The following is a 22,662-nucleotide window of genomic DNA, read 5'->3' as shown; positions in this document are numbered from 1 at the left end:
GCTTCACGCAAACACCACAGAGACCGGACTGCCGATCTCATAGGTTGGGCCAAACGGCGAAAGCGTCCCGCTTGTCTGGTCAATCTTATAAACCGCAACCGAATGGCCGTCCTGATTGGCTGCGACCAGATAGTGTCCGCTCGGATCAATTGCGAAATCGCGCGGCGTTTCACCCTGCGTCGAATACCAGTCAATGGCCTCCATTTTCCCGCTTTCGACATCTATCTTGAAAGCGGCGATGGAATCGTGACCGCGATTGGATGCGTAGACGAAACGCCCGTTCGGATGAACACGGATCGCTGCGCAAGCCGATTCACCGATAAAGTTCGCAGGCAAGGTGGAGACCTCCTGGATCAATCGAATTTCATCGTCGCCAAGGGCATATGCGCTGACCGAGCAACCCAGCTCATGCACGACGAAGAGCTTCGACCCATTGGTAGAAAGCGCCATGTGTCGCGGCAGATAACCGCCTCTGGTTTTCACCACCAGATCTGGACTTGTTGCGATCAGGCCTTCAGCAAGTGAATAACGTGCAACTTCATCTGTTCCTGCATCGCAAATCAAAACATGGTTGCCATCGGGTGTGACTGCTGCACAGTGGACATGCGGCCCTTCCTGCCTGCTCTCATTCGGACCCGTTCCGTTACGCTGAATATTGACCACCGCGCCGGTTGGGACACCGGCGGCATCGAGTGCGCAGGTTACGAAATTCCCGCTCAGATAGTTGGAAACGAAGAGCCTGCTTTCGGCTTTGTCCAACGCAACGTGGCAAGGCCAGTCGCCCATAGCATCGACGCGACCAACCACGCGTAAGTCGCCCGTGTCCTTATCGAAGTTGAGCGCCGCCGCAGCCGCACCATCCTGTTCGGAAAGTTCCTCTACCGCGTAAAGCGTCTTTTTGTCGGCAGAGAGCGTCAGATAAGTCGGATTGCGAAGCCCGGCGAAATGCGAAACCGGCGTTAGACGACCGGTTTCCTTCGACAGGCGAAGAATGCTGATTCCCTGCCCCCGCGCCTGCACATGTGGCAGCGAATCCGTATAGCTACCAATGATTAAAGTGATTTCGTCTGAACTGTTATTCTGTTCGGTCATGATCGGGTACTCTTCCATTCATTGTGCGATGCGGGCGTAAAGATCGTCCTGCGGATGATAGCCGAGGAAGCGCTTGCCATTTTCAAGGCTCCAGTCTGAACCCGCATTAGCTGATACACCGTTGATGACAACACTTGGCTCTGGCCAACCGTCGTCCGAAGCAGTGACGCTGGTGAAAACGAGTTGCTCGAAATCGCCGTTTGAAAGCCACATATTGCGGAACCATCGCAATGTGCGCGCTTCCTCCGCATCGGCGGCATTGGTCGCACTCTGCCCGCTCGGCGAACCGGAGGTGCTGATGTCGGCAGGATCATTATCGCCGGGCAACGCCCATCCGACACGCAAAGATACGGCGCTCAGGCGTCCATTGGAACCCGCAGCAAGACCAGCGACGAAACGCTCGCCCATAATCTTGGACGAACCATAAGCCGTCGAGTCGATGTCTTTCACGCCATCGTTCCAGCGGGTACCGGGCGCGGGCGCCAGTTCTTCGCGCAGTGCACCCGGCGACATGGCAGTTGCGAGTTCACCGTCCTTATAACCGCCCATCGCGTGATTGGACGAGCAGAACACATAGCGAGACACCCCATGTTCAAGACAGGCTAGACCGAGATTGACGGTCATGTCGAAAGACGCCGCTGCTTCGGACCATGTGGAGTCCGGCACAGGGTTTTTTGCTGCAAAATGGACAACGGCATCCACGCCTTCAAAATGCTCTCGCCAGCTTCCGTTCGTATCCGTCAGATCGGCTACCACAACTTCGATCTTGTCATTCACTGGTTTCGGCGGCGTGCGATTGGGCGAATAGAAACCGATGACTTTCTTGCACCAGGGTGCTGTGGCCAGTGCTTCGACAGCCTTCGCGCCCAGATTACCACCAGCGCCCGTCACAATCACCGTTTTTGCCATGCTCAGTTTGGCGTCCTTGTCCATATGTCTCACTCCCTATCGGTATCTTATCGCTTTCAGCGCACGAATTGTTCGAACAAGCTAGATGCCCTGGCTCGTCTCTTGCGGCACAGAATAGTCATGCAGCGGGCGAAACCTCAGCGCGTCCTTATTGAGGGCCGCAATATCGGGGCATCCGAGAAGCCCCAGTCCGCGATCCACCTCGGACGCCAATATGCCAATGGCGTGCTGCGCACCGGCCTGACCGCCTGCGGCAAGGCCATAAACTCCCGCACGGCCGATCAGCACAAGATCAGCCCCCAGAGCCTTCGCCTTGAGAATATCGGTGCCGCGCCGGAAGCCACCATCCAGCATGATAGCAAGCTTGCCTTTCAGCTCGGCGGCAATTTCCGGAAGCACCTCCAAAGCCGAAACCGCACCATCAAGCTGACGTCCGCCGTGATTGGAAATCACGATCCCGTCGGCACCGCAATCGAGCGCCAGTCTTGCATCCGCGACCGTCGAGACACCCTTCACGATGAGTTTTCCGGGCCAAAGGTCGCGCAACCAACGGATGTCGTTCCAGTTGAGAGATGGGTCAAGCTCGCGACCCAACACCGCCGATGCACCTTTGGCCGAGTCCTGCCCCGGTGGCAGCAGATCGCCAAGGTTTTTGAACCGCGGCAAGCCATGCGGGATCGGCACATCCAGCAGCCAGCGCGGATGTAAAGCCGTATCGATGAGATTACGCAGATTAAGTTTCATGGGACGACGAAAGTTGCGAAGATCCCATTCGCGATTGCCATAAACCGGAATATCCGTCGTGACCACAAGCCCTTTAAAACCGGCTGCCTTGGCACGTTCGGCGACTTTACGGACAAAGTCGCGTGTCCGGTACATATAGACCTGCATCCACAAGGTGCCGCCAGCATGTTCGGCGATATCTTCCATCGACGTATTCGAGACATTGCTGAGCGTGAACGGAATGCCCGCTTTCGCGGCGGCGCGCGCAAGCTTCAGGTCGCCTTGATGTGTGAGCATTCCATTAAAGCCAGTCGGTCCGATAGCAAACGGGCTCGCCACACGCTGGCCGAAGAGCTCGACTGACTGGTTGCGACTGGTCACATCGACAAGCGTGCGCGGCAGAAAGCCGATCTGCTCGAAGACTTCCCGGTTACGCCGCAATGTCACCTCGTCATCTGCTCCACCTTCCACATATTCGAAGCAAAAATTCGGGGTTCGACGGCGCGCGATCAAACGCAGCTCCTCGATGTTGCGGGCGCGTCTGAAATCCCAACCGGCGTAATAACGTCTTTTCATCAAATACTCGCTATCCGTTGCAGAATATGCCCATGCAAACAGAAATGTAACATGTCATTAATTGTGCTATGGCTCCGCCGTTTCGGAATGCAGAGCCATCTGCATTGGAATTTGCGTCAGCCGCTGTGATATCCGCCATCTACCGGCAATACGGCACCGGTAACGAAAGCTGCCGCAGGTGAAGCGAGGAAAAGCGTCGGACCGACCAGATCTTCCACCGTGCCCCAGCGCTTCAAGGCCGAGCGCTCTGCAATCTTGTCCGCGCTACCATCGACCTGCCACAGATCCTTCGTCATGTCGGTCTTGTGATAGCCCGGCGCGATGGCATTGACCCGCACGCCGTCACGACCGTATTTATGCGCCATGGCGCGGGTCAGACCGACAATGCCAGCCTTGCTCGCGGTATAGGCAGGCACGGTTTCGTCGGCAAGGTAGCTTAGCATCGAAGCTACATTGATGATGTTGCCCCCGCTTGCCTTCAATAGAGGATAAGCACTACGGGCAAGACGCATGGCACTCGACAAGTTGATGTCGATGACATTCAGGAACGTGTCTTCGTCCCATTCCTTGTCGGGACGGGAAATGCCCTGACAATTCACCAAAACATCCAGCCCCTTGAGCTTGCCAAAAAACGCATCCACGCCCGTCGCATCGCGAACATCCAGGCGCTGGAACGAAAGCCGGTCAGTCGCGAACTGCGCGGCATCGGCAATACGCTGTTCAGAACTGCCCGTTGCGATGACAGTTGCACCGGCTTCAGCGAAACCACGTGCCATGGCAAGCCCAATGCCGCTGGTGCCGCCGGAAACAATTACGACCTTACCGTCGAAGACTGGCCTTGCGAACGTGCTTACATCCATTTTGATTAACCTCCTCATTTGCCCTTGAAATCACGAAGCCAGCGCTCTGAGCGCCGACACCACCATGTCGGCTGTAATTGGCATTGGTTCGTTATGAATAATCTCGCCTTCGCGGGTGGCGCGCCTTGCGACAATGCCAAGTTTCTCTTCCGTCGCCTCTTTAATGCCGATGTCGGACAGACGGGTCGGAAGTCGCACCGATTGACAGAACTTCCGCACGCGCTCGTACTCTTCTGTTTCGCCCGCCATGAGCAGTCCGGCCAGCACACCGATCGCGACCTTTTCGCCGTGCAGGTGATGGTGCACGTCATCCAGTTCACAAAGTCCATGATGGATGGCGTGGGCGGCGGCAACGCCGCCAGATTCAAAGCCGATGCCAGACAAAAGAATGTTGGCTTCGACGATGCGTTCCAGTGCCAGCCCCGGCTCGTTGCGGTCACATTGCGCAAGTGCTTCTTCACCAAAGGCAAAGATTTCGTCCCGGCATCTGGTGGCTATAACATAAGCCAGATTGGCGCCGGGCAGCCCCATGCAGTTGTGTGCACCACTTCTGAGACAAGCGTCGGCCTCATAGAAGGTCGCAAGTGCATCGCCAATCCCCGCCGCCAGAAAACGGGAAGGAGCGCGCGCGATCAGCAGCGTATCGACAAGGACGAGATCTGGATTGCGCGGCAGGAACATGTCATAAGCCACCGTTCCATCATCGCGATAGACTACCGCAAGTGCGCTACACGGCGCGTCAGATGCGGCAATCGTTGGCACGATGACAACCGGAACGCCGAGCCGATGAGCGACAGCCTTGGCCGTATCAAGCACCTTGCCGCCACCAATCCCGACGATCAGGTCACAGGACGATGTGGCAGCCAGTTTCTGGACATGCTCCACCTCCGTTTCCGAACACTCACCGCCATGTCTGACAGCCACCGGCTGCATAGCCTCTCCGAAGGCAGAACGCAGGCGTGGTTCCAGTTCCGCGAAAAGAAATCCGTCCAGAAGCGCCAATGGTTGGACGCCAAGTTCGCGGCTGTGCTGTCCGAGTTGCGCGAAGACATCGGGTCCCTGGATGTAACGACCGGGAAAACGAATGCCATGGACGGGAGACATGTTATTCATGCGCCATCTCCGATCCGCACCACGATTTTCCCCGACACATTGCGCTCACGCATGCTCTTCAGCGCATCGACCGCCTCTTCCAGCGAAATGACTTGCTCGATCATCGGGTCTAGTTTCTTTTGCTGCAAAAGTGCCAGCATCGCGTCGCCCATCACGGCGAAGTCTCGCTGCGTCGGAATGTGACCGGCCGCATAAGCACCGCCCAGCGCAACCTCATGAATGGAAGCGGCATAGGTGTAAGGCGGAACGTCATGCAAAACCGGCATGGGATCAATGCAGAGCAGATGCCCATTGTAGCGGATCAGATCAAGTGACTGCCGCGCATTGCCGGGATTGGCAACTTCCAACATAATATCAGCTCCATAACCACCGGTGAGCGCGCGCACTTGTTCCTTGAGATCATTCGCGTGGCGATCCAGAACATGATCTGCGCCAAGTGATCTAACGCGCGGTTCCTGGTCGTTGCGCGCCAGAGCAATAACCGTCGCGCCCATTGCCTTGGCAATCTGCATGGCAAAGCCGCCGACAGCGCCGCTTGCTCCCTGAACAAGTACGGTCTGCCCTGCTTCCACACGCGCCTTGCGTACCAATGCCTGATAGGCCGTCAGACCTGCGCAGGGCAGTGCCGCCGCAGACGTCGCCACAATGTCGTCCGGCACTCTGGACAGGACATGGCTGTCAGCCAGCGCAAACTCGGCCAGAACACCCTGCCGGTTAAGGTCGCTATGCCAAACGACGCGATCCCCTACATTCCAGCCTGTCACCTCCGGTCCTAGACTCTCGATCACGCCTGCGCCATCAAGACCGACGACGTGAGCCCCGGTTCCTTGCCACCACGGGGCAAATCCGGTCGCGAGTTTCCAATCCACGGGATTGAGCGATGCGGCCTCGACGCGCACGCGGACTTGTCCCTTAGATGGTTGCGGGCGCGGAATCCGGCGCAGGCTGATACCCTCCATCTTCTCATCTGGCGCATCACAAACTACAGCGCGCATCGTGGATTCGCTTGAAACATGTAACATGTTAGATCTTTCTGCGAGCTGATTGAGATTTGTCATACCGTCATTCGTCCATCAGACCAGCATAATAGACTTCGGAATAGCCGATGTGTTGCCGCAAGAGCTTTCGCACGGCTTCCACATCATTGGCCTTGATTGCATCGCGCAATCCCTTGTGTTCATTGAGCGAATGCTCAACGTGTTGTGGCTGCTGGCTGAAACGCGTGCGGAGCGCGGCAAAGCGGCTATTCACCTTGCTGGTGAATGTTTCCTCCAGGAAAGGCGAACACGCACTTTCCACGAACAGAAGATGCAATCTTGTATCGAGCTTTTGATATTCGTCGATTGCTCCGCGCCGCGCGCAATCGACCATCTCGTCATAAATCTTGCTGACGCTGCGCTGCAACACGCGCAAGCTGCGCTGCATGGCAAGCGAGATTGCCTCAAGTTCCAGCGCCGTGCGCAGTTCAGACAACGCCTGAAGCTCCTGCGGTGTTGGCTTGAAGACAAAAGTGCCCGACTGTGCCCGGATTTCAATCAGTCCTTCCGCTTCAAGACGGATATAGGCGGAACGGATGGGCGCCTTGGTAACCTGATAAAGTTCCGAAAGCTGACCTTCCGAAATCTTCTCGCCCAGCGCAAATTCGTTGTTGACGATATCGGCGCGCAGTCGTTCCAGTACGATCTCGGATACCGGCTTCGGTCGGACGATTTTTGCAATCGTTTTCTTGGATCTCATATCATCCTGCCCGCTTGTTACCCTTGGCACTGTTCACAGTACCGACCATAGCTTCAACTGCCTTTGCCGCAATCACAAGTGTCGTCGAGTTGGTATTGCCACTGATGATGTTCGGCATTGCGGAAGTATCACCGATTCGCAAGCCCTCGACACCCATCACTTTAAGATCGCTGGTGACAACAGCGTTCGGATCGTCCTCACGTCCCATTCGCGCCGTTCCAACCGGGTGATAGACGGTTTTGACGAACGCCCTTGCATGCTTGGCCAACTCTTCATCCGTATCCTTGCCCGTACCGGGGAAGATTTCGCGGTCGACCATATGTTTAAGTGGCGCAGAATTCAGCACCTTACGCGCCTGACGCAAGCCCGCAATAGACAGACGCAGGTCTTCCGGGTCGGACAGATAATTCGGATTTACCAGGGGCTGTTCGTCGGCCTTTCCGGAATTCAGTCGAACCGTCCCTCTGGATGCCGGACGCAACACACAGGAATTGATGGTAACGCCATAGCTTGGCTTCAGGTCGGTTGTGCCCCGGTCGAGGTAAACCGACGGAATACAGAACTGCTGTATCTTCGCATCGTTGGAAAAATCGTCCGGGTCGAAGAACGAACCGGCTTCCACGCCGTTCGATGTAACCGGACCGCTTTTGAACAGAAGATATTGCAGGCCGTTGCGGATCTGGTTCCAGCCCGTGTCCTGCCCGAAATACCCATATTTGCCGTTACAGAAGGCAAGGACTGGTACCTCCGTGTGATCCTGGAGGTTTTCGCCGACGCCTGCGCGATCCAGCACAACGTCAATTCCGTGTGCCTTGAGATGTTGCTGCGGACCGATGCCCGACAGCATCAGGATTTTCGGCGTGGCGATAGCCCCTGCGCAAAGCACCACTTCCTTTTGTGCGACGATCTCGGTCACCGCATTGCCACGCGAGAATATTACGCTCTTTGCGCGTCCATTTTCGATGCGCACCCGATGAACGAGACTGCCGCTTGAAATATCGATGAGACCCGTTTTCGTGGCCGGATAGAGAAAAGCATCGGCTGCCGAGCAACGGCGACCATTATGAGTATTGAGCTGGAAAAAACCCGCTCCGGTCTGCAGACCCCGATTGAAGTCGGCCTTGAATGGCAGGCCTGTGGCCTGCGCCGCCTGTACATAAGCTCGCGACAGCTCATTGACATGCAGCGGATCGGACACTTTCATCGGCCCTTCGCTGCCATGCAGATCGTCGTTGAAACGATTATTGCCCTCAATGGCACGGAAGAGTGGCAAGAGGTGCTCGTAACGCCAGCTCTCGTCACCAGTCGCCTCCACCCAGCGGTCGTAATCGGTGGACTGGCCACGGATATAAACCATCGCATTAACCGACGACCCACCGCCGATGACGCGACCCGATGGAATGACCGGTGTGCGTCCATTGAGCTGTTCCTGTCGAACCGACTGGAAAAACCACATATAGCGTGCAGCATTGAGCAGTTTCACATAACCCGCCGGCATCTGGATAAGCGGATTGCGGTCCGATCCGCCTGCCTCGAGAACCAGAACACTCGCGCCCTGTTCGGCCATCTTGGCTGCAATATAGGAACCAGATGTGCCGCCACCGACGACGATATAATCATAAGCCTTGCGCGTCATTTGAACTGGTCTTCCTTTGCCGCGTGGAACAGGAGCAATTGGGACGGATCGATGGAGATTGTGACCGCCTCACCGCGCTCTACACGAATATCCGGCGGCGTAACGATGGATATGCGGGTCGCGCCGACATCGGCGAAGACAATGCTATGATCCTGCAATTCCTCTGTGATGAAAGCCTTGGCTTGCAATTGGATCGGGCCGTGCGCGCCGAGTTTCAGAAAATGCGGGCGCACTGCGACCTGCCCTTGCGGCCCCACATCTTGCAAACGCGGCAGGAGATGTTCCGGCAGATCAATGTGATTGCCCTCCACATCCAGCACACGGTCAGACGCTGCCTTATAGGGGAGAAAGTTGATCGGAGGTTCGCCTACAAAGCCCGCCACAAAGGCATTTTTTGGGCGCTGGTAAATCTCTGAAGGGACGTCGAACTGCTGAATATTTCCATTGCTCATCACCATGATGCGGTCGGCGAGCGCAAGAGCCTCTTCCTGATCATGGGTCACATAGATCATCGTATGGGCGAATTCCTGATGGATCGCCTTGATGAACCGTCGCATGCGATAACGCTGACGCGTATCGAGGTGACTGATGGGCTCGTCAAGCAGGAATACGGATGGCTTTCTGACCAAGGCACGCGCCAGTGAAACACGTTGTGCCTGCCCCGAAGACAATCCGCCCGGGCGTAACGAGAGCAACGGCTCCAGCTCCATCTTGGATGCGATGTCGCGCACACGCTTTTTCACTTCCGCATCCGCCATGCCGGACGCGCGTAAGGGAAAGGCGATGTTTTCGAAAACGGTAATCGGCGCATAGAGTGCGTAATTCTCAAAGCTCATCGCAACGTTGCGATCGCGAGCACGCACATCGTTGACTTTCTTACCGTCGAAATAAATTGCACCATCCGAGACAGTTTCGAGCCCCGCGATCATGCGCATCGTTGAGGACTTTCCGCAGCCGGACGGACCAAGAATAGCGACAAATTCACCATCATTGATCTCGAAATTCAGCGGATGTACTGCTTCTACAGTGCCGTATCGCTTGACGAGGTTTTCCGCTCTTATCGATGCCATCTGTCAGGCCCTCCCTTCCAGAGCCTTTTCGCCCTGGAACAACTGAAACTTGCCGGGATCGATTGCAACGCCGACCCTGTCACCAGCGCGCACAGACGTGGATGTCGGCAGCGATATCGACACCTGATCCCCACCCACATTGACGACGGCAATATTCGCATAACCAAGATGTTCGACGACGCTGACCTGCCCCGCAATCGTGCCAGGCGCGCCCGCTTCGCCAAGCGAAACAGCTTCTGCCCGGAAGCCGGCCTTGAGATCATCCAGCTTGCTGAAACGGCTGAAATGTTCGTCGGAGACGATCTTTTCGCCGGCCAGACTCGTCAATCCAACGCTCTTGCCTTCGCCCGTCACACGCACGGAAACAAAACTCATCGGCGGATCGCCAATGAAGGAAGCGACAAAGGCGTTTTCCGGCTTGTGATAAAGTTCGGCCGGGGTTCCCACCTGTTCCAGCTTGCCCAGATTGAGCACTGCAATGCGGTCGCCGAGCGCCAATGCCTCACGGCTGGAGGTGGTGGTAAACACCACGGTGGCATTGAGGTCTTGCGCAAGCGCCTTGAGTTCAGCCCGCATCTGATGTCGCAATTTTGCATCGAGATGGCCGATGGGTTCGTCCAGGAGATAGATGTCGGCCGGACGGATGATAGCGCGCCCCAAAGCCACGCGCTGACGCTGGCCGCCAGACAGGAAACCCGGACGTCGGTCAAGTAGATGGCCGATGCCCAGCATTCCTGAAACCCGCTTGACCCTGTCCTCGACCTCGGCGCGCGTCATCTTGCGCGCCTTGAGCGGAAAGGCGAGATTTTCGCCGACGCTGAGATGCGAATAGAGCGCGTAATTTTCAAACGCCATGGCAGCGTCGCGCCGTTCCGGCGCCAGCGGCAGCAGGGAAATACCGTCGCGTTGGATGTCGCCCGAGGTTGGCCTGGTGATACCGCCCAGAAGATTGAGCATCGTCGACTTTCCAGCGCCTGCCGGGCCATAAAGAACGAAGAAACTGCGCTTTTGAATATCGAGATTGATCTTGCGCAGCGCAACTGTGCGTAAACCGTAACGTTTATGGACGTTGACAAAACTATACATGGTCAGTCCACCTCTTTCATGAGGGTGGCGATTTCGGCTTCGGCCAGCGCGCGTTCCTTGCGGCAGCTTTGGCGGGCGAAGATGAAAAAGCCAATGGCGAGTACGGCGGCGGCGATATTCATGATCGTGACGGAAAGCCCACGGTCGGGAAAACCCGCTTCAAGAAAGCAAAGCCAGAAGAAGACAACGCCGATATAGATCATCACGGATTTGAAGCCCGCATCCCAGATTTGTGAGAAAGACATCGTTACCCCCTCACCGCGCCGAAGGTCAGGCCGCGGACCATATAGCGCTGCATCAAAAGGACGAAGAGAAGCATCGGCGCCACCGAGATTGTCGCCGCCGCCGCGACGGGGCCCCAGAGAATGCCTTGCAGGGTGAAGAAGCTTTCAACACCGACTGTCACCGTCGAGGCGAACTTCCGGGTAAGGATGTAGGCGAAGAGAAACTCGTTCCAGCAGAAGATCAAGGTGAAAACGGTGGTTACGGCGATGCCGGGTGCAGCCAGCGGCAACGTGACCTTGCGCAGCACTTTCAGGCGGCTGAGACCATCCATACGTGCTGACTGTTCCAGTTCGCGCGGAATGTCCTGAAAGAAGCTAACCAGAAGCCAGATAGCGAATGGCAGGTTGAACATCACATAGGACACGATCAATGCACCATGCTGGTCGAGCCCCAGATGCATGAACTTGCCAAATCCGGTGCGACCAATATCGCGGAAGATCAGGAAGTAAGGCAGGATCACCGCAATGGCGGGCATCATCTTGGTGGACAAGATGAAGAAAAGCACATGACCATCGCCAACATTGTACCGGGCGAAACTGTAAGCCGCGAGCGAGCCGACAACGATCACGATTGCGGTCGAGATCACCGATATGATGAGCGTGTTGCGCACATAGAAAAGGAACCCTTTGTCAAAAAGCGCGTGCTGGTAGTTTTCCAGTGTCGGTGTGAAGAAAAACTGGGGCGGCGACACCATGATTGCCGATTCCGGCTTGAAGCTCGTCAACAACATCCAGAAAATCGGGAAGAAAAAGAACAGGAGCACGACAAGGATCGCCGCATAGCGGAGAATTTCTTTCAGTGGTGATGTCTTGTGTTGCAACATCTCATGCCTCCCCTGCACGATCGGTGAACTGCTTGAGCAAAGGCTTGAGCGCGAAGATCGACGCTACCAGCATCACGTAAAGGAAAAAGACAGCCATAGTCGAAGCGTAATCCATGCGGAAAAGCTTGAGGCCTGTGCGATAGAGATAGAAGGTCATGGTTTCCGTCGAGCTACCGGGACCGCCCTGGGTCAACACCGCGACCGCATCATAGAGACGAACACAGTCAATGGTGCGCAGCACAAGGATCAGAAACAGAACCGGCTTGAGCAATGGAAAGGTTAGCGTGCGAAGGACGCGCCATGTGGATGCACCGTCCAGTTCAGCGGCCTCGAAAGGTTCCTTCGGCAGCGCCTGAAGCCCAGCCAGTACGATCAGGGCAACGAAGGGCGTCCATTGCCAGACGTCAAAAATAATGACCGACCAGAGCGCGATGTTGAAGTCGCCGAGCCAATTGGGTTCCGGCAGGCCGAATGCGCCCAATACCCAGTTAACGACCCCGAACTGCGTATCATAAAGGTAACGCCAGAACAGACCCGTCACGGCAGCCGATGTCGCCAAAGGCAGGATCATGATCGACCGGATGAGGCCCTTTCCATAGGTGGCTCCATGGATGAGGAACGCAATCGCTATGCCGAGCGACATTTGCAGGCCGACCGAAACGACGGTGAATTTCAGCGTGATCCATGCCGAAGCCCAGAAAGCCTGATCGGCAAATATCGTGCGGAAATTGTCGAGCCCGACATAGTCTCCCAATTTGCCGCGCGAGAGATCGGCAAAACGGAAAGATACATCCACCGCATAATAAAGCGGCAACAGCGCGAAGATAACGATGACCAGCATCGCGGGAACGATAAGCAGGACCGAGAATGCGCGGTCGGACGCCACCTTTGCAGGCGGGGCATGATAACTGTTCATGACAGGAATCCGGACTGTTTCTGAATAGGGGTACCGGAGCGGCCCACAAGTGCCGTCGGGCGGAAACCGCTCCGGGTGAATAATGGAGATTTCGGCAGGAAGGCTCAATGCTTCCGCGAAACATGCCAGTTGATTAGTTGTCGGGACTGAACCCGACAACGATCTCATTTTACTTCCCGATAGGGCAAGGTCCGCCGCATATCTTTTCGACTTCAGTTGCGAGGCTTTCAGCCGCCTGCCGCGCGGTCAACTGACCGGCCGCCGCCGATTGCAACGGAATTTGCATCGTGTTGTAGATCTTGGCGCCGAACGGTGAGGAGACGAGATTTGACGTAAAACCGTTCATGCTCTCGAAGACCTTGGCCAGCGTTGCATATTCGCCATTGGTCTTGCGTGCTTCCGGTGTCTGGAACTTCGGATCGGTCAGGATAGACATCAGCGTCGTCGCACCGCCATAGGATGCAAATTTCGCCTGCGCTTCCGGCCCTCCGAGATGGGCAATGAACTTCATTGCCATATCCGGATTTGCCGAACTCGACGAGACTGCCAAAAGAAAGCCGCCCACATAGGACATTTTGCCCGGTGCTTCCGCGACGGCCATTTTCGCTCCGGGCACACTGTCTTCCGTTCTGACCGCATTTGGCCATTGGTCGAGGAAGAAGTCATGCGTCATTGCAATCTGCCCGTCGCGCATCTGGTTCATCACCCCATCATAGGTGACGGTCAAAGCCGCGGGAGGCGCAAATTTCAAAAGCTCGATATAATCTGAAAGGACCTTCTCGACATCATCGACAGGAACCTTGCCTTCACTGTTGAGCCAATCGGACTTCATGTCCCACAAAGGCGCCGACAGCTCGTCCTGAATGTCGGGAAAACGACCGGCCATAAGTCCAACGCCGTAGAAGTCTTTTTTCAGAACTTCACCTTTGAGTTTTTCACCCGCCTTGCGCGTAAAAAACTCGGCCATGTCGCGATGCTGCTTCCAGTCGGTCGGCTTCGCCAGCTCGTAGCCATATTTAGCTTTGAACGCTGCCTGCTCCGTGGGGTCCTCCCAAAGGTCGGCGCGATAGAAGAAGCCGGAGGAATAAGTATAATACGGTAATCCCCACAGGTCGTCCTTATAACGAATGGTCATATTGGCGAGGGTGGGGTGGATATCGTCGATGATGCTCTGCTTGTCTTTAAGGAAATCCGTCATCGGTAGAATGAAGCCGTTTTCAGCAAACTCGGCATATTCCGCATTGTTGAGCGTCACGACATCATAAGCGCCGGTCTGCCCCACCATCTCGATAACCTGTTTGTTATAGAGCTGGGAATTATCAATGTTGATGACATTGACTTTAGCGCATTCCTTTTCCTGAAAGTCATTGACGAGCTGCGCCATCGCATCGGTGTAAAAGCCTGCAATCGTAGACCAGGTGATCTCGACGCGATCCGCGTCGGAACAAGCCGCTGACGCCGGACTGGATAGAGCAACAAGACAGAGCGCGCTAGCGCCCAGAAGACAATTTCGCATGATTTCCTCCCATTTCCCCATTAGACATGTAACATGTCAGTTTGAATGTCAAGAACCACTTCTCGTTTTCTTTTTTGGGAGTGAACGCGAGCTGATCTATATTTTTTTGGGAAAATTGTTCGGAACAATGGGCGGAGGTCGGATTATCGATATCGCGGCTTTTTAAGAGGCATATCCCGCGGTAAGTCGTTTCCCCGCGATCAAAAATTGGTTTGCCCCCGGAAGGGTGATCCCATTGGAAGATTAGTACACGCTTAGCTCGATAGGTCGTTGGCGTTAAAGTCGGCCCGTTCTGTGGCAGCCAGACGAGGGCTTCCGGTCCCGGTGGCTTGTAGCCCAGCAATGAGTGAGGCCGCACTGTGTTCTAATGCTGTCTCCATTTCTCGATGATGATCTTATGCGGTGGGCAATCGGTTCGCTGGATCGACTTCCAATCCAGCTCACGATCATTCGGTGTCTTTACGATCTCGCGCGCACCGCAACCTTATGCTCATCCTCCGTTTGGAAAATCAACCGAAGTCGTTACATGCGCCCAGCGGTCGAAATCCGCCTTGAGCTTCTCTAAACGATCATAGGCCACTTTCAATGCCGAGGTTCCAAGTAGAAGTCGGAGAGGTGGCACTTCAGCTTCCACTGCATCAATGATGGCTTGCGCCGCCTTGGCCGGATCGCCAGGTTGTTTCCCAGATGCAGCGCGGGTCGAAAGTCGGCGTTTCCCCGATGTCTCTTTATAGTCCTCTATCACAACAGACGACTCGATCATCGACCGCCCTGCCCATTCTGTTCGGAATGCGCCCGGTTCCACAATGATGACGTTGATGCCAAGTGGAGCCACTTCGTGCGACAAAGATTCAGAAAGGGCTTCAACCGCGAATTTTGTCGCGTGATAATAGCCGGTAGCGCCAAATGCCACGAGGCCGCCAAGAGACGAAATATTGATGATAGTGCCGTGACGTCGCGCTCGCATAGCTGGGAGAACCGCCTTGGTAACCTCCACCAATCCAAAAACATTTGTTTCGAATTGCGCTCGGATTTCAGCATTCTCACCTTCCTCAATGGCAGCCAGATAGCCGTATCCCGCAGCATTGACGAGCACGTCGATGCCCCCAAACCTTCGCTCAGCCTCTGATACAGCCGATTGGATCGTTAGATTGTCAGTCACGTCCAGTCTGAGGGGAAGCATGGTTTCAGGATAACGCGCTTGAAGATCAGCGAGATGTTCTGGATGTCTTGCGGTCGCAACAGCATAATATCCACGCTGAAGAACTGCTTCACTGATCGCCCGACCCAATCCGGACGATGCTCCCGTGATCAGCCACACAGGCTTTTTGCTTTTCATATAAAGTTCCTTTCACTCGAAAGTCGAGCCAAGCTCAACAATGGAAAGGTAGCAAAGCACCGAGCGACGCCTTATATCGAAAGCAGCAAGTTTTAGCACAATCCTACCAGCCGTGAACTGATCGGAAATCGGGTTGTTTATGGAGCCAGCATGACCGAGATCGCAACGCATTTGAAAGGGCTGGTGCGTTTTCATTGCAACGCCGCGAAATCGCCAACTCCGATATCAGGATTGACGTTGTTTCGAAGTGACCGTCGGTCGCAGCCGGTGCGCAGTCTCTATACGCCTCGCATCTGTGTGGTCTTGCAAGGGCGCAAGCAGATTGACGTTGAGAAATCAAAAATCACGATTGAGCCCGGTCAATTTCTCGTTATCGGTCTTGATCTGCCTGTTTCGGCGAGCGTTGTCACTGCAACGCCTGCCGAACCACACTTGGCATTAACAATCGATCTGGAGCCTGCCATTATCGCCGAACTGGCGCTTGCCGCAGGTGATACTCCACCGACCAACCAGCTAAGAGGCGCGGCCATCGCCAAATTGAATCCGGATTTGCTAGAAGCGATTGAACGTCTGGTGCGCCTGCTTGATCGCCCGGCCGACATTCCAGTCCTGGCGCCACTTCTCCAACGTGAAATTTTCTATCGTCTGCTTCACAGTGAATTGGGCGATATGCTGCGGCAGTACGGCACGACTGGATCGAAGCTCAACCGCGTGTCCACTGCCGCCGCCTGGATCAAGCAGAATTTCGAAAAACCTCTCGAGGTCGCCAACCTTGCAGAACATGCCGGAATGAGCGTTACCTCATTCCATCGTGCATTCAAAGCCGCGACACATATGAGCCCGTTGCAGTTCCGCACCAGGCTTCGTTTGCACGAAGCCCGACGCCGCCTGTCTCTCGGAGAGCAACATATTGGGACAATAGCCTTCGACGTTGGTTATCGCAGTCAATCCCAATTCAATCGTGAGTACCGAAAGATGTTTGGTAACGCTCCGGGTCAGGATCACTCTGTTTAAGCTGTAGCGGCTTGCCGATAATCCCAGAGGATAACTGTTCATATCTCGGCCAGCCGTTGTCAGTCTCTCTCTAAACGGACGATTAAAGAGCATCAATCCATGCGGTTATCGCTGTGTTCACATCATCCTTGCGATCTTGCATGATCCAATGACCTGTGTTCGACCAAAGATCGACCTTCGAATCCGAATGCGAAAACCATGGGCGCATACGATCAGTCTGAGCTGGATCGCGACACAGATGGTAAACGGGAACCGTCAGCTTGCGACAGAAAGACTCGCTCGCTTCACCGACACCAACCTGCTCGGGGCCGAAGAAAAGCGGAGCAAATGACTCGCGCACGACATGCGATGGCGTCCCGCGAACGCGTCGCGCGTGCCAGCGTTTTAGCGCCGGATCAGTCGAAGGCGCGTAGACAAGTTGAAACAACTCCGGAACAACCACGCCAGGATCGCTGACATCCAGATTGTGAGCAACTTGCTCAAAGAGATGTTCAGCATCTCCTGCAAAGCCGAGCGCACCGTCAATCGATACCACGGCTTCAACCAGATCCGGTCTTTTGGAAGCGAAGCGAGCGGCGATCTGCCCACCCATCGAGTGTCCGACAACAACAAACTTCTGGCCAGGATATTGATGGGTGATCAAGGCCTCGATGTCCCCGACATAGTCTGAAGGGTTATATGCGCCTGATGGCATGACTTCGGATCTGCCGTGCCCGCGCAAATCAGGAGCGACAACGCGGTATTTGCTTTCGAACAATGGGAGCTGCCAGCTCCAATCGTGGGAATCACAGGTCCAACCGTGAAGGAACATCACGTTCTTACCTTCACCTGCCTCTGTTGCGAAAAGATTGGCTGTGGCAGGACTGATCGTAGTCTGTGCAATGCTGGCCACCTGAGACATTCCGAGCGCGAGCGCACCAGATCCCATCAACAGTGCGCGCCGAGATAATTTATATTGGTTCGTATCCATTTTACCTATCCTTTTCGAGTATGGTTGTCAGTCGTTCGCACTTTCAGATCGCGGTCAACGTGATGATAACGTTGGCGTTCATCGAATAGGCATCAACGGCTTAGACGGGGAAATAGCCCCAAGGCATTCGTTCGATTGACAAAGCCGTGTTCGACGTCACTGAAACCCTGATAAGCATCAAGCTTCTGCGTGAAGGAAGCGCCAACAGAAGCGGGCGCATAAGGATAATCGCTGCCGTAGAGCACCTTGCCCACACCTGCAAAGGCATTGAGCGAGGGCAAGCCGGACGGGCTGGAAAGCGCAGTATCAAAATAGAAGCGCCGGAACGTGGCAATTAGCTCTTCTGTCGAAGGAACATTGGATCGCACATGAGGCGCCAACTCGGCAAAACGATGAGCTGCATAGGGAAGAAAGCCACCCGCATGTGAGAGGATAACGTTGAGGTTTTGGTGGCGATCCACAATACCATTTAGCACCATATGAACAGCTGTTCTGGTCGTATCGAACGGATAGTCAACGATCGGACCTGGTACGCCGTCGAGTGTTGAAATCGGTGGCTTTCCAGGATGGATAAACACGACCGCTGAACGGCGATCTAACTCAGCCCAGATTGGTGCAAATATCGGATCGCCAAGATAGATCCCATCATAATTGCTGAGCAGAACGACACCATCGGCCTTCAGTTCATCGAACGCATATTCAATCTCGCGGAGCGCTCCGTCGACATCTGGCAACGGCAAGGTTGCAAAATTGCCAAAACGGCCAGGATGTTGGATCGTCAGATTTGCCGTATATTCGTTGACCCTGCGAGCCATATTTCGGCGTGCTTCGTCCTTCCAGCCCACAACGCTTGGCGCTGTCAGAGACAGAATGCCAGTAGCAATCTGCTGCGAATCCATAAATTCGATAGCGCTTTGAGGGCTCCATTCCGGGCTGAACCAACCAGACGGGTCGCCGCCATTCTCCGACAGGGCCTCCTTCCAAAATGGCGGAACGACGTGTTGATGAACATCGATACGTGCTGCGTCAGTCATTTTTCCATCTCCAGTAACTTCGATGACCGGAGAATGGTTGATCGTAACAAATCATTCAAATATATTGAAAATATCAATTAATCATCGAAAGTGATTGTTAATGGAGTTACGTCATCTCCGGTACTTCCTGATGGTCGCGCAAGAAGGACATTTCAGCCGCGCCGCCGAGAAGCTGCATATCGTCCAGCCAGCCCTCAGCATGCAGATCAGGTCATTGGAAGAAGAACTGGATGCTGCACTCTTTACGCGTACAAGCCGAAAGGTGACCCTCACTACGGCAGGCGAGATACTGCTCCCCGAGGCTCGGCGCATACTCGCTCAGGCAGAACGCGCAAAAGAGCTCGTTCGAAAATCGGTGCGAGGCGAGATTGGTTCTATCCGGGTCGGCTTCTCCGGCAACGCATCTTTCATCGGTAAACTGTCTGACGATCTGCGTGAGTTTAATCTTCGCTTTCCAGAGGTGCATATCGCGCTGACGGAAGCCTCACCGCGACAACAGGTAGAGGGCATTCTCGCAGGTGAACTCGATGTCGGTTATTGCCCGACATTCGCCATAGAAGTGGATATAGATCTCGACGCAGAACGGATCGGTTCCTGGCCCTGGATGGTGGCAATGAGCACCAGCCATCCCCTCGCCTCGCGTAGCGAAATCAGCAAAGCCGATTTGTTGGACGAGACATTTGTCGTGTATGCGGCACATGGTTCCGAAACGGCTCAGATTGATCTGCTTCGTCGCATCTTGGGTCAGGAGCCAAATGTCGCCCATTCCGTTGGCAACACACTTACATTTCTGACCATGGCGTCCGCTGGACTGGGGCTGGGCTTAATTCCGGCGTCACTGATGCAGGTGGCACTTCCGGGCATCGCTTATCGCCCACTGGCGGAAGTCAATGAAACCGCCGATCTCGTTCTATTGTATAGGGCGCGCGAGACAGCCGGAGCGGTCAGGGCGTTTCTTGATCTTGCAAGGCGAATAACCGCCGGTTGAGCAATGCCTGACTTTTGACTGCTAATCACCAAAGAGAGAGCTATTCCCTTACAATCACCGTCCTACAGTTCTCAGCTCAGTAACGAAAATACGATCATTGTTCGCCATGGCGATCAGCGTATCCGGTTTCAGACCACTTTTCAAAAAGCGGAAGAATGCTAGGTTTCAGATCGTGAGATACAGCACAGGTGAATGCCTGCCCCCCTGACATGGTTCCAACCACGCGAGGTAACATGACTGGTAAGACCGTTCTCATTACAGGCGCCAACAAAAGCATTGGTTTCGAGACAGCGCGTGCGCTTGGGCGTCTTGGGTATCATGTCTGGTTGGGCAGCCGCGATGAAAGACGTGGCGCGCTCGCAGCCGATGCTCTCAGATCCGAGCAGCTCGTTGTTCGCCTTTTGACGATTGACGTTACCGATGACGATAGTGTTCGAGCCGCGTTCAAGACAGTCGAAGCCGCTGACGGAAAGCTAGACGTGCTGATCAACAATGCGGGTATTCTGGGCGCGAGAGAAAATCCAGGCGAACAGGCCCTTAGCGATATAGAGAACGTCTATCAAACCAATGTCTTCGCTCCCATTCGTGTGACGCAGGTCTTTTTGCCTCTGCTTAAGGCCGCAGGAAATGCAAACGTTATCATGGTCAGTAGCGGACTTGGATCTCTCACCTGGCTTTCCGATCCGACACACCCGTACTACGCGACCAATATATTGGGCTATAACAGTTCCAAAACGGCTCTCAACGCAGTTACGGTCTCTCTCGTAAAGGACCTCGCCAAGCATCGCATCAAGGTCAATGCCGCAGATCCCGGTTACACAAAGACCGATTTCAATAACCATAGCGGTAGCCGGACCGTCGAGCAAGCTGCCGATACTATTGTTTGGCTGGCAGGTCTGGATGCAGACGGCCCCACCGGCGGTTTCTTTTATGAACGAAACGCCGCGCCTTGGTGAGCCCCATCAAGCATCGTAACGATAGTAGAACTATACCCCCAAGCGGCTGGGGGACTGCTCAGATCAATCCTGATGGGGATACATCCTGACATCAATGCCCCCATGCGGAAAGCCATCAAGAGTTGACCGCCAGCTTCCTCGCCCTGACGCCGGCGATTGCTTCGTCGGCCAGACCATAGAGTTCGTCTGCGGTCGCGCCATCTCTCGCCTGAACAGAGAGGCCAATCAGCACGACCATGAGATGCCCGGCCAGTGCATCTGCTGCTTGCGGATCAAGCCAGCGCACGAGTTGAGTAGCAATCGAATTTCGGATCGAGCGACGCCGTTGCGCAACGTCACTCGCCAGCTCGCGATGCTCGGGTGCACACTCAATCATTCCGGAAGAAATCATGCAGCCTCGTTCCCGTGACGCATCGGTGATCGCCCGAACACCGGCATACAGAACGGCTGCAACCGCATCGTCCAGGTTCGCCGCCGACTTTGCAGGTTGATCGAGTGCACCAGACGAAGCTGTATAACGATCGAGAGCCTCGCGATAAAGTCCAGCCTTGCTGCCAAAAGCGGCATACAGGCTCGGCGGGGCGATCCCGATCGCGGCTGTCAGATCATTGATCGATGTGCCCTCATAGCCCTGCCGCCAGAAAAGGCGCATTGCTTTTTCTACCGCCTGGTCTCTTTCAAACTTACGTGGACCGCCACGCCGCTTCTTTTTTTCCATAGCGTTCACTAAAGAATACAGAGGAGCTGATTGCAAGCAAATATTGTAAACGGCATCTCGACGTTATCTCATGCCTTTTGCAACGCGTATCAGCGTTCGGCTTAGGGAACGCTGATACGATAAAGGACAACATGCGGTAGCCGATTTGCCTGAGAGTTCCGTGAAAGTACCCTTTTGGATCCGGCTACCACATTGCAGTTTATGGAGGATGTCCTTGCATCACGCCGATTGATTGTCAGCGACCATTAGAGATGGAGTCTCTAAATGCCGTCAGGTCATGGTTGAAGCGACGCGCTTCCTCGATGAAGGGGGCATGGCCGGACTTCGCGTAGATTTTCGTCTGGATGTCTGATTTGAGTGCGCGAGCTCGTGCAATGCTTGGATTGACCTGCACGAGATTATCCTTGCCACCATATAGCAAAAGAACGGGCACGCGAGCCTTGGGCAACCCCTCGGCTGCAGACACAGTCATTGATGGAACAGCGCGCGTCATGACCCAGGAAGCCATTGCGGCGTTCGAGAGGAGCCGCTCAAAAGCAACTGTGTCAGGCTGCGTTTCAAAGCACAGTTGCAGAAATGTCCGAACTGAATCGAGATGCGATTTCAAATCGGCTGACGCCAGCCCCGCATAGACGGCAGGATGTGGCGTAATCAGTTTCTCGTTGAGCTCAATCACCCCATCAACATAAACAATGCCGCCGATGCCGCTATCCCCGTAAGTGGCGAGATAGTTTGAGAGAACAACCCCACCCAAGGACCATCCAACCAGGACAGGATTTCTGGCATTGCTGGCCTTCAACACTGCCGCCAAGTCATCCGCCCACCGACGCCCATCGTGATATGCTTCCACATCGTCCGGCTTTCCCGACAATCCATGTCCCCTCATATCATAGGTAATGAGGCGATACTGCCGCAGTGTTGTGCTGGTTACTTGCTTTTCCCAGTTAAGATGGCTGCCTAAAAGTCCATGAATGAAGACTATGGGCGGTCCATCAGGATCGCCAGTTTCTTGAACCGCAATAGATACTCCATCCGGGGCTTTGACCGTGTAGTTCTTCTCGGCTGCTAATGCTGTCGAAGGAAGGTATATAGCCAGTAAGGCAACCACCCACACCCGTTGCAGAATTTTCAAAATTCGTTCGCTCATCATCTCGACATACCTTTTTGCGGGATCGATGTCATAACAACATCATTCCCAATTGGCTTAAGCGGCATTCGCCGCACCACGTCACAATGTAGTGTTCACTACAAATAATGACGTCACCCGATCTGTCAACTATTTTTTAGTGATCGCTACAAAC

At 54.8% G+C, this 22,662-nt stretch carries 22 protein-coding genes; 3 read left to right on the top strand and 19 right to left on the bottom strand.

Annotation, left to right across the window (positions count from 1 at the left end; translation table 11 throughout):
- Positions 1 to 3 precede the first annotated feature (3 nt).
- The 15 genes from FGI60_RS06830 to FGI60_RS06760 form a co-directional block, all read right to left on the bottom strand.
- The gene (locus tag FGI60_RS06830; RefSeq protein WP_171058717.1) at positions 4 to 1,092 is read right to left on the bottom strand and encodes a lactonase family protein; all 1,089 of its coding nucleotides are present in this window, start codon (positions 1,090 to 1,092) and stop codon (positions 4 to 6) included.
- 18 nt (positions 1,093 to 1,110) lie between these two features.
- Positions 1,111 to 2,025, bottom strand: coding sequence for an NAD-dependent epimerase/dehydratase family protein (locus FGI60_RS06825; protein ID WP_210238420.1), 915 nt, complete (start codon positions 2,023 to 2,025; stop codon positions 1,111 to 1,113).
- Positions 2,026 to 2,082: 57 nt separating this feature from the next.
- Entirely contained in the window at positions 2,083 to 3,300 is a 1,218-nt protein-coding gene (locus FGI60_RS06820) for an alpha-hydroxy acid oxidase (RefSeq protein ID WP_138784505.1), read from the bottom strand.
- A 116-nt stretch (positions 3,301 to 3,416) separates the two neighbouring features.
- Complete coding sequence (locus FGI60_RS06815) at positions 3,417 to 4,160, bottom strand: SDR family NAD(P)-dependent oxidoreductase (RefSeq protein WP_138784504.1); 744 nt, start codon at positions 4,158 to 4,160, stop codon at positions 3,417 to 3,419.
- 30 nt (positions 4,161 to 4,190) lie between these two features.
- Positions 4,191 to 5,273, bottom strand: coding sequence for a glycerol dehydrogenase (locus FGI60_RS06810; protein WP_138784503.1), 1,083 nt, complete (start codon positions 5,271 to 5,273; stop codon positions 4,191 to 4,193).
- On the bottom strand, positions 5,270 to 6,268 hold the full coding sequence (locus FGI60_RS06805; protein ID WP_138784502.1) for a zinc-binding dehydrogenase: 999 nt from the start codon (positions 6,266 to 6,268) through the stop codon (positions 5,270 to 5,272). The genes FGI60_RS06810 and FGI60_RS06805 overlap by 4 nt, the downstream gene beginning before the upstream one ends.
- 67 nt (positions 6,269 to 6,335) lie before the next feature.
- The gene (locus FGI60_RS06800) at positions 6,336 to 7,010 is read right to left on the bottom strand and encodes a GntR family transcriptional regulator (protein ID WP_138784501.1); all 675 of its coding nucleotides are present in this window, start codon (positions 7,008 to 7,010) and stop codon (positions 6,336 to 6,338) included.
- 1 nt (position 7,011) lies between these two features.
- Positions 7,012 to 8,646: a GMC family oxidoreductase gene (locus tag FGI60_RS06795; protein ID WP_138784500.1), complete on the bottom strand. Its 1,635-nt coding sequence runs from the start codon at positions 8,644 to 8,646 to the stop codon at positions 7,012 to 7,014.
- A complete protein-coding gene (locus tag FGI60_RS06790) occupies positions 8,643 to 9,716 on the bottom strand; it encodes an ABC transporter ATP-binding protein (RefSeq protein WP_138784499.1) in 1,074 nt (357 codons plus the stop codon). Before FGI60_RS06790 ends, FGI60_RS06795 begins: the two co-directional genes overlap by 4 nt.
- 3 nt (positions 9,717 to 9,719) lie before the next feature.
- Entirely contained in the window at positions 9,720 to 10,802 is a 1,083-nt protein-coding gene (locus FGI60_RS06785) for an ABC transporter ATP-binding protein (RefSeq protein WP_138784498.1), read from the bottom strand.
- A 2-nt stretch (positions 10,803 to 10,804) separates the two neighbouring features.
- Complete coding sequence (locus tag FGI60_RS06780; RefSeq protein ID WP_138784497.1) at positions 10,805 to 11,047, bottom strand: hypothetical protein; 243 nt, start codon at positions 11,045 to 11,047, stop codon at positions 10,805 to 10,807.
- Between the two features lie 2 nt (positions 11,048 to 11,049).
- The gene (locus tag FGI60_RS06775; protein WP_138784496.1) at positions 11,050 to 11,910 is read right to left on the bottom strand and encodes a carbohydrate ABC transporter permease; all 861 of its coding nucleotides are present in this window, start codon (positions 11,908 to 11,910) and stop codon (positions 11,050 to 11,052) included.
- Position 11,911: 1 nt separating this feature from the next.
- Entirely contained in the window at positions 11,912 to 12,826 is a 915-nt protein-coding gene (locus FGI60_RS06770) for a carbohydrate ABC transporter permease (protein ID WP_138784495.1), read from the bottom strand.
- Between the two features lie 169 nt (positions 12,827 to 12,995).
- A complete protein-coding gene (locus FGI60_RS06765) occupies positions 12,996 to 14,342 on the bottom strand; it encodes an ABC transporter substrate-binding protein (RefSeq protein ID WP_138784494.1) in 1,347 nt (448 codons plus the stop codon).
- 490 nt (positions 14,343 to 14,832) lie between these two features.
- Positions 14,833 to 15,681: an oxidoreductase gene (locus FGI60_RS06760; protein ID WP_138784493.1), complete on the bottom strand. Its 849-nt coding sequence runs from the start codon at positions 15,679 to 15,681 to the stop codon at positions 14,833 to 14,835.
- Positions 15,682 to 15,831: 150 nt separating this feature from the next.
- Between FGI60_RS06760 and FGI60_RS06755 the strand changes: the two genes are divergently transcribed.
- Positions 15,832 to 16,695 (top strand): AraC family transcriptional regulator, encoded by an 864-nt coding sequence (locus FGI60_RS06755; protein WP_138784492.1) that lies wholly within the window; start codon positions 15,832 to 15,834, stop codon positions 16,693 to 16,695.
- 82 nt (positions 16,696 to 16,777) lie between these two features.
- Here the strand turns inward: FGI60_RS06755 and FGI60_RS06750 are convergent, their stop codons facing one another.
- Both FGI60_RS06750 and FGI60_RS06745 read right to left on the bottom strand, forming a co-directional pair.
- A complete protein-coding gene (locus FGI60_RS06750) occupies positions 16,778 to 17,665 on the bottom strand; it encodes an alpha/beta fold hydrolase (RefSeq protein WP_138784491.1) in 888 nt (295 codons plus the stop codon).
- 92 nt (positions 17,666 to 17,757) lie between these two features.
- Positions 17,758 to 18,699 carry an amidohydrolase family protein gene (locus FGI60_RS06745; RefSeq protein ID WP_138784490.1) on the bottom strand — a complete coding sequence of 314 codons (942 nt, stop codon included), beginning with the start codon at positions 18,697 to 18,699 and terminating at the stop codon, positions 17,758 to 17,760.
- A gap of 100 nt (positions 18,700 to 18,799) precedes the next feature.
- Between FGI60_RS06745 and FGI60_RS06740 the strand changes: the two genes are divergently transcribed.
- Together FGI60_RS06740 and FGI60_RS06735 are read left to right on the top strand one after the other, a co-directional pair.
- Positions 18,800 to 19,687, top strand: a complete 888-nt coding sequence (locus tag FGI60_RS06740) for a LysR substrate-binding domain-containing protein (RefSeq protein WP_138784489.1) — start codon at positions 18,800 to 18,802, stop codon at positions 19,685 to 19,687.
- Positions 19,688 to 19,920: 233 nt separating this feature from the next.
- Positions 19,921 to 20,643, top strand: coding sequence for an SDR family oxidoreductase (locus tag FGI60_RS06735; RefSeq protein ID WP_138784488.1), 723 nt, complete (start codon positions 19,921 to 19,923; stop codon positions 20,641 to 20,643).
- Positions 20,644 to 20,758: 115 nt separating this feature from the next.
- Here FGI60_RS06735 and FGI60_RS06730 read toward each other — a convergent pair whose 3' ends face one another.
- Positions 20,759 to 21,361, bottom strand: coding sequence for a TetR/AcrR family transcriptional regulator (locus FGI60_RS06730; RefSeq protein ID WP_138784487.1), 603 nt, complete (start codon positions 21,359 to 21,361; stop codon positions 20,759 to 20,761).
- A gap of 235 nt (positions 21,362 to 21,596) precedes the next feature.
- Positions 21,597 to 22,511 carry an alpha/beta fold hydrolase gene (locus FGI60_RS06725; RefSeq protein WP_138784486.1) on the bottom strand — a complete coding sequence of 305 codons (915 nt, stop codon included), beginning with the start codon at positions 22,509 to 22,511 and terminating at the stop codon, positions 21,597 to 21,599.
- Positions 22,512 to 22,662: the final 151 nt, after the last annotated feature.

It is taken from the genome of Brucella haematophila, from assembly GCF_005938105.1.
GTDB lineage: Bacteria > Pseudomonadota > Alphaproteobacteria > Rhizobiales > Rhizobiaceae > Brucella > Brucella haematophila.
This window is presented reverse-complemented; position numbering and strand designations above follow the sequence as displayed.